The 11,784-nt window shown below is 42.0% G+C and carries 8 protein-coding genes; 7 read left to right on the forward strand and 1 reads right to left on the reverse strand.

Annotated elements, in window-relative coordinates:
* Positions 1–338: 338 nt before the first annotated feature.
* The 5 genes from DBR11_RS00445 to DBR11_RS00465 all read left to right on the forward strand — a co-directional run bounded on the left by DBR11_RS00445 (position 339) and on the right by DBR11_RS00465 (position 8,218).
* Complete coding sequence (locus DBR11_RS00445; protein WP_108549640.1) at positions 339–1,004, forward strand: DUF6266 family protein; 666 nt, start codon at positions 339–341, stop codon at positions 1,002–1,004.
* Between the two features lie 167 nt (positions 1,005–1,171).
* Positions 1,172–2,416 carry a C40 family peptidase gene (locus tag DBR11_RS00450; protein ID WP_108549641.1) on the forward strand — a complete coding sequence of 415 codons (1,245 nt, stop codon included), beginning with the start codon at positions 1,172–1,174 and terminating at the stop codon, positions 2,414–2,416.
* Positions 2,406–3,545, forward strand: a complete 1,140-nt coding sequence (locus DBR11_RS00455) for a dipeptide epimerase (protein ID WP_108549642.1) — start codon at positions 2,406–2,408, stop codon at positions 3,543–3,545. Before DBR11_RS00450 ends, DBR11_RS00455 begins: the two co-directional genes overlap by 11 nt.
* A 41-nt stretch (positions 3,546–3,586) precedes the next feature.
* Positions 3,587–6,784 carry a SusC/RagA family TonB-linked outer membrane protein gene (locus tag DBR11_RS00460; RefSeq protein WP_108549643.1) on the forward strand — a complete coding sequence of 1,066 codons (3,198 nt, stop codon included), beginning with the start codon at positions 3,587–3,589 and terminating at the stop codon, positions 6,782–6,784.
* 12 nt (positions 6,785–6,796) lie between these two features.
* Positions 6,797–8,218 (forward strand): SusD/RagB family nutrient-binding outer membrane lipoprotein, encoded by a 1,422-nt coding sequence (locus DBR11_RS00465; protein WP_108549644.1) that lies wholly within the window; start codon positions 6,797–6,799, stop codon positions 8,216–8,218.
* 152 nt (positions 8,219–8,370) lie between these two features.
* On the opposite strand, the gene DBR11_RS00470 is transcribed toward DBR11_RS00465, so the two are convergent.
* A complete protein-coding gene (locus DBR11_RS00470; RefSeq protein ID WP_108549645.1) occupies positions 8,371–10,122 on the reverse strand; it encodes a lysophospholipid acyltransferase family protein in 1,752 nt (583 codons plus the stop codon).
* Between the two features lie 80 nt (positions 10,123–10,202).
* Here DBR11_RS00470 and DBR11_RS00475 point away from each other — a divergent pair, with 80 nt between their 5' ends.
* Both DBR11_RS00475 and DBR11_RS00480 read left to right on the forward strand, forming a co-directional pair.
* Complete coding sequence (locus DBR11_RS00475; protein ID WP_108549646.1) at positions 10,203–11,105, forward strand: ComEA family DNA-binding protein; 903 nt, start codon at positions 10,203–10,205, stop codon at positions 11,103–11,105.
* A 2-nt stretch (positions 11,106–11,107) separates the two neighbouring features.
* Entirely contained in the window at positions 11,108–11,635 is a 528-nt protein-coding gene (locus DBR11_RS00480) for an adenine phosphoribosyltransferase (protein ID WP_108549647.1), read from the forward strand.
* Positions 11,636–11,784: the final 149 nt, after the last annotated feature.

Here is an 11,784-nt window from a genome sequence, read left to right on the forward strand (position 1 = left end):
AGCACAATCATTGCGAGAGATTTGTAATTCATAATTTTTGTATTAGAGAATGGAGTGTTTAATTTTTAATGAAATTAACGATCCAATATGAAGTTACTGTTAAGCGACCCGGGAGATACTGAGTGTAGTATCAGGCGAGGTCCAGTGTCCATATTCTTTGTGCTTTCACTAAGGCTTCTCTTCGGCTCCTCTTTGGCTATGCTTCGGCTATAGCCATATCAAACAACAATAAAAATCTAATTCTAAACCAATTGAAATTTAACCGGATTTGGATTCTTTATGAATTCTGACTAACTTGTTGTAAAGATCAGATTTTTAACCTGTTAAACTAAACGCTCATGGCAAGATTAAAAAATGGAATTTTTGGGCCTATCATTGGCAAACTTGCCAATGTTGTTGGCTACGTCAGATTAGGACAACCTGTTCTCCGCACAATTTCCCTAAATGTACCCAGAAAAAGAACACCAGCCCAACAGTCCGTTAATGAAAGATTTAAAGTCGTCATGGCATTTATTTCTCCGCTAACCAGGTTTATCAATGTAAGCTTTAGAGTAGAGGTTTTAGGGACGACCCAGATTGCACAAAATGCAGCGGTTTCCTATAATGTGAAAAATGCGATTAAAGGAACTTTTCCTGGTTTTGAAATGGATTATACCAAGGCCTTGGTCAGTAAAGGGGTACTACCTCCTGCTTATCATCCTACCGTTGATTTTTCTGATGGCTTGCTTAACTTCCAATGGGAGCAAGATCCGGAAATAGAAAGGACGAGGGATCGCGATCAGGTGATGATGGTAGCGTTTCTTCCGGCAAACAATCGTGCTTATTACTCCTTAAGTGGCGCGAGAAGGAAAGCAGGTACTGATGTTCTTGAGGTACATAGAATAGAAAAAGAAGACGGAAATACTTATAAAAAGGATTTCTACATAGAAACCTATATCTCCTTTATTTCTGATGACCGGCAAAGTATTTCTGATAGCGTCTATGTAGGGCGGATTGATTTATAGACTTGAAGATATTTCTATATTTAAAGGCAATAGGCATAATATTGCCTTTTTATGCGTTTTTGTGCGTTGTTTATTGATTTGTTTTGCGGTTATTTGCGATTATTGCTAATAAAAATTACATTTAGTTATTGCAAACAATTCTTTAACCTAAACCAAACCACCAAAATATGCAGCCGAAAAGCTATATCTCTTTCTTTTTGCTTGTTTTTCTAACTACCAGCCTGCATGCTTCTGCGGTTTTAGATACCGTATTGCTGAAGAAAATTAAAACCATTGCTGAAAATGTAGGAAGAAAAGAAGTGCCGGATCAAAGAACCGATATTTTTAATCTAGAAGTTACAGGAACGGAGAGACCCAGGGTAGAATTGGAAACGACTTTGCCGCAGGCATCAGAACGCCTGAGAACTGCATTTGCAAAAGAAGGTTTACAAGTGGATGTTGTTGAGCATCTTCTTCCTTCTGCTGCGCTGAATGGTCGGGTATATGGTGTAGTGCGCCTTTCTGTGGCCAACAACCGGAAAGTCCCTGCCCATTATGCAGAGATGGTCACTCAAATGATTCTTGGTACACCTGTACAAATTCTGAAAATGGAAAAAGGGTATTCGCTGGTCAGATCGCCGGACAGGTATATAGCCTGGGTAGAAACTGAAGCATTGGCCGTGATGGATACGGCGGGTTTTGAGCAATGGCGCAGGGCGGATAAGCTGGTTTATACAGAGGATTATGGCTCTGCTTACAGCCGGGCAGATGTGACATCAGAACGGGTATCTGACCTGGTTAAGGGTAACTTGCTAAAATTGCTGAGCAAAGAAAAGAAGTTTTATAAGGTGGCCTATCCAGATGGACGTATCGCCTTTATTCCGTTAAAAACTGCGCAAAAATACAAACAGTGGATTTCCAGACCTAATCCGGATGCGCAGCAAATCTTGGCCACAGCTAAAACCCTGATTGGAACACCTTACCTCTGGGGAGGAACATCCATGAAGGGGGTAGATTGCAGTGGTTTTACCAAAACCAGTTTTTTCTTAAATGGCATCATTTTGCCAAGAGATGCATCTCAGCAGGCACTTATTGGTGAGCCCGTTGATATCTATGAGGCAGATACGGTCAGTTTGTCCAAATGTTTGAAAAACCTGCGAGCGGGAGATCTGCTTTTCTTTGCGGCTGCTAAAGGCAGGGCTGCTCATCCCCGGGTTACACATACGGCCATTTATATGGGAAACGGGGAATTTATTCAGTCGGCAGGAATGGTGCGCATCAACAGTATGGTTCCCTCTGCAGCAGATTATGCAGATTTTCAATCGCGTACGCTGGTTAGTGCACGCCGTATTCTGGATGAGATTGGAAGTCCACAAATTACACGTATTGATCAACACGAATTATATATACAACCAACCAATAATGAACAATAGAAGAGATTTTTTGAAATCGACCAGTTTACTGGCCGGAAGTACACTTGTTTTAGGAGCCTCCCCACTGTTGGTGAGTGCAAGTCAGGAGTTTGGTGGAAAAGGAAAGCTAAAACTTCGTTTTAAGCCCTATACATTGAACCTGAATCATGTGTTTACTTTATCCACCAGCTCGCGTTCAACGACGCCGGTCGTGCTTACAGAAATTGAATATCATGGGATCATTGGTTATGGAGAGGCTTCGATGCCACCATACCTGGGCGAATCTCATGAAACCGTTTTGAAGTTTTTATCGAAGGTGGATTTGTCTGCTTTTGATGATCCTTTTGAGATGGAGAATATCCTGGACTATGTGGATCATTTGGAGGCTGGCAATAAGGCGGCTAAAGCCTCGGTGGATATTGCCCTGCATGATCTGGTAGGTAAAATCATGAAACAGCCCTGGTATAAAATATGGGGTTATGATCCCTCTAAAACACCGAATACTTCTTATACCATCGGGATTGACACCCCTGAAATGATCCGTAAGAAGGTGAAAGAAGCGGATCCTTACAAGATATTAAAGGTGAAGCTTGGCCGGGATACCGATAAGATGATGATCGAGACCATTAGGGAAGTGACCGATAAACCTTTGTGTGTGGATATTAATCAAGGTTGGAAGGATAAAGCTTTCGCGCTGGATATGGCACACTGGCTGCATGAAAAAGGAGTCGTGTTTATTGAACAGGCCATGCCGAAAGAGCAGGTGGATGATAATGCCTGGCTAACGGAGCATTGTCCGGTGCCAACGATTGGTGATGAAGCGGTGCAAAGACTGGAAGACGTGGTGAAGGCCCATAAAGTGTATAGCGGAATCAATATTAAGCTGATGAAGTGTACAGGGATGCGGGAAGCCAACAAGATGCTGGAATTGGGACGTGCCCTGGGTATGAAGATTATGATTGGCTGTATGACGGAAACCTCCTGCGCCATTTCTGCGGCTTCGCAACTGGCGCCTATGGTAGACTGGGCAGATCTTGATGGCGCCCTGCTGATCAGCAATGATGTCTATAAAGGAATGGAAGTGGTGAATGGTAAAGTGACGCTGAATGATCTTCCGGGTCTTGGACTGAAAAAAATACGAAGCTATTAGAACATAACAATCCACAAAATACCTAACCTAACCTAAACAAGATGAAGAAAACCATTACTTTACTCATTTTACTATGCTGCTGTACGCTCAGTTTATGGGCCCAGGAGAAAGAAATCAGCGGTAAAATTACCGCATCCGACGATGGACAGCCAATTCCCGGGGTAAGCGTGACCGTTAAGGGAACGAACAGAGGGACAGCTACGGACGTCAATGGAAATTTTTCCATCCGTGCCGGCGCAGCAGAAATTTTGGTGTTTCGATCCATTGGTTTTTTACCTAAAGAAGTGCTGGTAGGCAGTCAGTCTAAAATCAGCGTTGCTTTAGCCTCAGACAATCAAAATTTGTCGGAAGTGGTGGTGACGGCGCTGGGAATTAAGCGGAGTGAAAAGTCGCTGGGGTATGCCACCCAAGCTGTAAAAGGAAGTGACTTGACATTGACTAAAGAGCAGAATGTTATTGGCGCGCTTGCCGGAAAAATTGCGGGTGTCCAGGTTACGGGCTCTTCGGGTGCAAGCATGGGCGGAACGCAGAAGATCAAAATCAGAAGTGTAAATTCTCTCACGGGAACAGGCTCTCCATTGATGGTTGTGGACGGGACGCCGATTTCTCAGGATAATTTTAGTGACAGTAATGCGAACGGAGTTGATTATGGGAATACTTCACAGGATATCAATCCGGACGATATTGAGAGCATTAATGTTTTAAAAGGCCCGGCTGCATCTGCCTTATACGGAATAAGGGGTCAGTATGGTGTACTCCTGATCACCACAAAGAAAGGAGCCAAAGGTGCAAAGAAAGTGGAAATTAATGTGAGTTCTGCTTTTTCCATTGAGAAGGTAGGGAACTTCATGCCCTTGCAAAACACCTATGGGGTTGGGAATAATCAGACATTTCTAACCTTGGCTAACGGACAAAAGTATGTGAACGGGAATGACGAGAGTTGGGGGCCGAAATTGGATGGTACACCCGTACGAATGTTTTATAGTTTCTATCCGCAGGATCCTGACTTTGGAAAGTTAACTCCTTTTGTGCCACAACCCAACAATATTAAAGATTATTTTGAAACGGGGCAGAATATCAACAATGGAATATCCATTACAGGTGGGGGAGAAAATTCCAGTATCCGTTTGAGCTATAACAATGCTTACATTAATGGTACAATTCCAAATACCTGGTTGAAAAGGAACAATCTCAGTCTGAGCTCTTCTCTGGACATTACAAAAAAACTGACTATAGGTGCCAACGTGAATTATGCCAATAATTCCGGGCAAAGACCAACGCAAGGATATCAGGGCTCTTTTACAGGGGCTGTTCAATGGTTCCAACGCAATATAGACATTAACAGGCTACGAAATTACCGCTACCCGGATGGTACAATCATGAACTGGAATGTTAACCCGAATACAACCACAGGTTTGATTACGAACAACAGACCAAGTGACTGGAACAATCCATTTTTCGATGCCTACCAAGTTTTAAACAATGATAGCCGTGACCGTTTGTTTGGTGATGTGAATGTGAGCTACCAGGTTTTACCGGAATTAAAACTGAGTGGTTTTCTTCGCTCTGATATGTATTCACAAACGATTACACATAAAGAGGCTTCCGGTGGGAGAAACCTTAGTGGGTATAGCATCAATAAATACCAGAATACAGATAATAACTATGAATTCTTAGCGCAATACGCTAAAAAGTGGGGCGATTTGTCTTTGAATGCGAATCTTGGGGGTAACATCTTTACCACAAAGTATACAGAAACCAAGCAAGCTACGGTAGGTGGATTATCTGCACCGGATACTTACACCATGGCGGCTTCTGTTGACCGTCCGACCAGTACATCCAGGTTGGTGCAAAAAAGTGTAAGAAGTGCTTATGCTATGGTTTCTCTTGGTTATAAGGATACTTATTTCTTAGATGCATCTTTAAGAAATGATAATTCTTCTGCGCTTCCTAAAGACAACAATTCGTATTGGTACCCCTCTGTTTCTGGTAGTTTTCTCTTTAGTGAACTGTTGAAATCGAATATTCTATCTTATGGTAAATTAAGAGCAAGTTATGCTATTGCAGGATCTGATCTGGATCCGTATCAAATTTCACCTACTTACGGTTTTGGTGGTGTTTATGCACCACCTTCTGGTTCTATAAACACGATCTACGTGCCTGATAAGCTTCTAAATCCCTTTCTGAAACCTTCTTTTGGTTATTCTTATGAAACGGGCCTGGATCTGAAGTTTCTGAAAAACAGGTTGGGTCTGGAACTGACGCTTTATCAGCAAAAGAATAAAGATCAGGTGATCAATTTATATGTTTCTGGTGCCAGTGGTTATGAAACAGCAGTGGTTAATGCGGGTTTAATTGAAAATAAGGGGGTTGAGCTGGCATTGAATGGTCGACCGGTACAGTCTAAAATGTTTACCTGGGATATGGCTTTCAATTTTGCCAGGAACAAGAATTCGATTAAAGAAATCTATGCCCTGGCTCCAGACCTTAGGGTTTATCAGTTAGATGCCAATACCTATTCCAGTCAAACCATTACATTAAATGCGAGTTTGGGTGCGGCTTTTGGAAATTTGATTGGTCCGGGTTATATCAGAGACGCTGCTACCGGGAAGGTGATGCTGGGTACTGACAACATGCCTTTATATGATCCTGCAAAAGATTTCGGTAGTGTACTTCCAAAATACACTGGTGGCTTTAGGAATAATTTCAGGATCTGGAAATTTGATGTAGCGGCCATGATTGATTTTCAGAAAGGCGGACAGTTTTTTAGCTGGAGTAAGATGCTGGCCACAAAATCGGGACAATCGGCTGAAACGGCTGCGATTAACGACAAAGGTTTTAATATCAGAGATGCTGTTGCTAATGGTGGCGGGGTGAAGGTGAACGGAATTTCTGCTGCAACGGGTCAGGAAGTGACGGCTTATGTGGATGCCAGAGCCTATTATAGAAACAACCTGGGCACAAGAATTTATGACGAATGGATCTACGACGCTTCTTATATTAAAATGAGAGAGATCAGTGTAGGGTATAATTTTGATGCTGATTTCCTGAAAAAGACACCAATTAAAGCTTTGAAATTATCGCTGATGGCTCGTAATCCTTTTATGATCTGGCAAAAAGCACCTAAAGGAGTTGATCCTTCCGAATTGTCTTCGGGCAGTGCGTCAATCAGTTGGATTGAAAAAGGAGAACTGCAAACCGTGCGCTCTTATGGCGTAAGTCTAAACCTGACCTTTTAATACGATATCAAGATGAAAAGAATATATCAATCAACTTGTCTTTTTTTATTAGGCACTGTGTTGATCAGTGGCTGTAATAAATTTAAAGATTCGATCAATACTGATCCAAATAACCCAACAAAGGCTGGTACTCAATTGATTGCGAATACAGAGATGTTCCTGCCCAGTATGAGTTCTTCACCTTATGGAGTACATTATCCGCAGTACCTTTCCAATACAACATTTACCGATAATTCCAGATATGTGACGGTTAATTTCAACTTCTATAGTCTGTATTATCAGCCCTTGCAGAATTTGGAAGATTTACTGAACAATAAGAACCTTGATGCCAATGAAGGGCCTATTGTGAACCAGATTGCGGTGGCAAAGATTTTAAAAGCCTATTTTTTCTGGCATATTACAGATAGATGGGGAGATGTGCCCTTTAGTGAGGCTTTAAAGGGGCGGGATAATCTGACGCCTAGGTATGATAAGCAATCTCTGATCTATGATGGACTTTTTAAATTATTGGATGAGGCCAATGCGGCAATTGTATCCGGAAGTATTAAAAATGATATTGTTTATGGTGGTGATATGACCAAGTGGAAGAAATTTGGGAATACGATTCATATGCTGATGGCACTCCGCCTTTCTAAAGTTGATCCTAATAAAGGAAAAGCTGAATTCAACAAGGCTTTAGGAAATGGTATTATGTTGGGTAATACAGATAATTTAGCTTATCCACATTTGGCCAACAAAGACAATGAAAATTACTGGTACAACTCTTTTGTTCAACTGGGGCGTAATTGGTATGCAGTGAGTAAGCCGATTGTGGACTATATGCAGCCACTTGTGGATCCCAGATTGCCTGTGTTTGCCAATAAAAATACGGCAGGAAACTATATTGGGTTGGATTACGGATTGCCAGGGTCAGTAACTGTGGTGATCAATAATTATTCGTTGTTGGGTGATGCCATCAGACAGCAAAATTCACCGGTATATCTGGTCACTTATGCTCAAGCGCTTTTTGCTCAGGCCGAAGCTGCAAAAATAGGATGGATTGGGGGCGGTGATGCGGTGTCAAAAACCAATTATGACCTGGCTATAGAGCAGTCCATTCGTCAGTGGAAGAACAATGATACCACCGGCCTGGGTGCTTTTAAGGCACATGCTGCGGTGCAGTATAATGCCTCAACAGCCTTACAGCAGATTGGCTACCAGCGCTGGGTCCACCTTTTTATGCATGGATATGAAGGATGGGCAGAATGGCGCCGTACCGGATTTCCTGCCTTGAACCCTCCGCCAGATAATAATAATATACCTATTCCGAGACGAGAGGGCTATCCAACTCAGGAGCGCGCAAATAATGCGGCCAATTACAAGGCAGCAGTGGCGGCTTTTCCTTATGGTGGTGCAGATGACCTGAATGCCAGGGTATGGTGGGATAAGCCTTAAACTATTATGTTAACTTTATTCATATATAATCAGTTATTAACCTTTGCTTAACATGACCAGATTACTTTTGTGATGTAAATATTTGGTTAGTATTTATAAGTTTAGGTTTAGTTGATAACAAAAAGCCACGATGGATGTCGTGGCTTTTTGTTTTAGAAGTTTTTTCCGATTTTTTCCAGCATTTCAGGCGGGATATTCTGGGTATCCACGAGCAGGAAGCCATCCAGGCAATCCGAAAATTTAGGGTCTATATTGAAGCAAATGATTTTTGCATTCAGGTTCATGTACTGACGAAGCAGTACTGGGATTTTAATATGGGTATTTTCTATGTCAGAGATCAAACTGTCCAGGTCCTTCAGGGATTCGCTGCTTTCTATCAACAGGTCTTTGTCAATAGGGGTTAGATCGGCCTTGAATTTATTCTTTGGCTTAACATAGTGGGCCAGTTCATAGTCAAAGTGGTTTTTGGTGATGTAATCCACAATAAGGGACTTGGAGAACTTGGAGAAATTATTGCTGATGCTCACCGGACCAAACATATATCTGTACTGGGGGTTGTCGAGCAGGTATTTTAAGATACCTTTCCAGAGCAGGAACAGGGGAAGTGGTTTTTGCTGGTATTCCTTGCGAATCCAGGAGCGGCCAAGTTCGATTCCTTTGCGCAGGATGGGATAAAAAGGTTCTTTGATCTTGAAGAGTTCGGAAAGATAAAAGCCCCGGCGGCCCAGTGTGTTCAGAATCTCATCGCCTTTGCCTATTCTGTAGGCGCCAACAATGTTTTGTTGTTCTTTGTCCCAGATGAACAGGTGATGATAGTAGATGTCGTAATTGTCTAGGTCAATTTTTTTATTGGTGCCTTCTCCAACTTCCCGGAAAGTAATTTCTCTCAGGCGTCCGATTTCTTTTAAGATATTTGGAATGCTGGCGGTAGGGGTAATGTACACTTCATAGTTCTTTTCTACCCAGACACGGAAACTTTCCAATTGTTCTACCTCTTCAACGATCAGGTGCCGTGGTGTTTCTTCAATTACTGGTTCCGGCTTCTTTTTGATCTTGAAAAGGTTGATGGGATTGAACAATTTTCTTTCCTGTTCCAGACCTGTGCCAAGGGCATACGTCCTTGCACGCAGAAAGTCCAGTAGTTTATTGGTGTTGTTTCTGTAAGAAATGTCGTCAATCTGTATGGGTTTGCCTATCCTTACTTTCATTTTAAGCCCCTGTTTGTTCAGGAATTCTGAAGGTAATTTGGCTGTTCTTAAGGTAGGATGAATAAAACTCAGGATATTAAACAAGACGCCGTTATTGCCATGAAAATAGATAGGAACAACGGGTACCTTGGCTCTGGCGATCAGTTTTCCAACAACGGGATGCCAGATCCTGTCGGTGATCTCCTGTTTGTCGAGGCTGAAGGTGGATACCTCCCCTGCAGGAAAGATTCCAATGGGGGTTCCGCTCTGAAGCAGATCAAAGGTGGCTTTTAGTCCGCTGATGCTGGAGGAATGCTGTACATTTTCAAAAGGGTTTACCGCAACAAAGAATTCGTCGAGATTAGGGATCTTCTTTAGAATGAAGTTGACCATAACCTTGGCTTCCGGTCTTACGGTACATAATAATTTAACGAGCGCTAAGCCTTCTACGCCGCCATAAGGATGGTTGGCAATGGCAATAAATCCGCCCGTTTTAGGGATGTTTTTCAGATCATCTTCATCGAAGTCTATGCTTACACCAATGGTTTCCAGTATTTTATCTACAAATTCGAGACCATTGAAATGTTTGTTTTGTGAAAAGACCTTATTGATGTCGTTTAATTTCATCACTTCCATCAGTAAGGCAGCCAAACCAGGAACGCCAAGTTTGTCGATTTTTGTGGCCTTGGCGAATTCTTTAGTGGTTATGATCTTCATTTAAAAATTTTTTATGAATTGGAAAGCAACCTCAAAAATAAGATTTATATTTCTAAATATCGGTAGTACATTAGCCGGGTATGAGAAAATGGTTAAATAACTACTTCGATCTTACAAAAGGGGAGTTCAATGGGTTGCTACTCCTATCGGGTTTAATTTTGATGCTGGCATTCTGTCCTTATGTTGTGGCCTGGCTTTGGCCGCCGGTAAAAGATCCGGCAGATGAGGCCTTTATGCTGCAGGTACTTGAACAAAAAATGGATTCGGCTGTAGCTTCAGACACCAGAAGGGCTGGCTGGACTAAAAAAAGGAAGGACAGGTCTGCAGTGTTGTTTCGCTTTGACCCGAATACACTTTCCCAATCGGGTTGGGAGAAATTAGGTTTTTCTGCGCGGCAGGCACAATCTATATTAAGGTATGTTGAAAAGGGTGGGCGGTTTCGCCAGCCAGAAGATTTGAGGAAGATGTATGTGGTGGCTCCGGATCAGTACCAGAAATTACTTCCTTATATAGATATTAGTTCTTCTGTACCTGATTCTATGGTTAAAGCAGTATATAAGAGGGTAGCTGTGGCCCGGACAGTTTCCGTGATGGTGGAGATCAATTCGGCTGATACGTTGGAGCTGGATAAGATAAGGGGGATTGGCCCCGCCTTTGCGAGACGGATTGTAAAGTATAGGGAGCGCTTGGGTGGCTTTTACAGGAAAGAGCAGTTGCTGGAAGTATTTGGTCTGGATTCGGCTAAGTTTGAGGAAATAAAAGATCAGGTGCGTGTTGATGCTTCGGTTATCCGGAAACTGAATGTAAATACCGCTGGGTTTGAAGAGTTGAGGTTTTGTCCTTATTTAAAATATAATCAGGTCAATGCGGTGTTACAGTATAGAAAACAACACGGAAATTATGCTAATATTGCAGACTTAAAAAAGGTGGTTATTTTGACACCTCAGGTGCTGGAGAAACTGGAACCTTATCTTATATTTTAATGATGATTGAAGCAAAAATAAAACAGACAGTTAGAGATGTACTGGATTTTCCTAAACCCGGCATCGTTTTTAAAGACATTACACCTATATTAAAAGATTCTGTGTTGTGTGGTGAAATTACGGCTGCGCTTGTTGAGCAGTTGAAAGACCTTGAAATTGATGTAGTGGCGGGTATCGAAAGCCGTGGTTTCTTATTTGGAATGTTATTGGCCCAGGTGCTGAAAGTGCCTTTTGTTCCAATTCGTAAGGCGGGAAAATTGCCTTTTAAGACGATAAAACAGGCTTGTAACCTGGAATATGGAAGTGCTGTGCTGGAATTACATGAGGATGCCTTGTTGCCAGGACAAAAGGTATTGGTTCATGATGACCTTCTGGCTACCGGAGGAACAGTTGTTGCTGCTTCTAAACTGGTTAAGCAGTTACAGGCAGAGGTGATTGGCTGTTCTTTTATTATTGCCCTGGATTTTTTAAATGGGAGAGAGCGGTTAAGCGAATTTGCTCCTCAGACTTTTTCTCTTGCATCGTATTAAAATTTATTGATTTTTTTTAGAGGTTTATTTCGCTGTTTTTATTGCTCTAAGGGGACTTTGTTGGGTTAATGAACTAAATACCATTTTGTTCTGTTTTTGGGAGAATATTTTTCTAGTGATGCTGTTGATTTATTTAATTATAATTGCTC

Origin of the sequence: Pedobacter sp. HMWF019 (assembly GCF_003061025.1) — a bacterium.
Taxonomy (GTDB): domain Bacteria; phylum Bacteroidota; class Bacteroidia; order Sphingobacteriales; family Sphingobacteriaceae; genus Pedobacter.

Bases quoted from the DNA above. Each gene is read 5' to 3' on its own strand.
- DBR11_RS00445 (WP_108549640.1), top strand. From the start codon at position 339: ATGGCAAGATTAAAAAATGGAATTTTTGGGCCTATCATTGGCAAACTT.
- DBR11_RS00475 (WP_108549646.1), top strand. From the start codon at position 10,203: ATGAGAAAATGGTTAAATAACTACTTCGATCTTACAAAAGGGGAGTTC.
- DBR11_RS00480 (WP_108549647.1), top strand. From the start codon at position 11,108: ATGATTGAAGCAAAAATAAAACAGACAGTTAGAGATGTACTGGATTTT.
- DBR11_RS00450 (WP_108549641.1), top strand. From the start codon at position 1,172: ATGCAGCCGAAAAGCTATATCTCTTTCTTTTTGCTTGTTTTTCTAACT.
- DBR11_RS00455 (WP_108549642.1), top strand. From the start codon at position 2,406: ATGAACAATAGAAGAGATTTTTTGAAATCGACCAGTTTACTGGCCGGA.
- DBR11_RS00470 (WP_108549645.1), bottom strand. From the start codon at position 10,122: ATGAAGATCATAACCACTAAAGAATTCGCCAAGGCCACAAAAATCGAC.
- DBR11_RS00460 (WP_108549643.1), top strand. From the start codon at position 3,587: ATGAAGAAAACCATTACTTTACTCATTTTACTATGCTGCTGTACGCTC.
- DBR11_RS00465 (WP_108549644.1), top strand. From the start codon at position 6,797: ATGAAAAGAATATATCAATCAACTTGTCTTTTTTTATTAGGCACTGTG.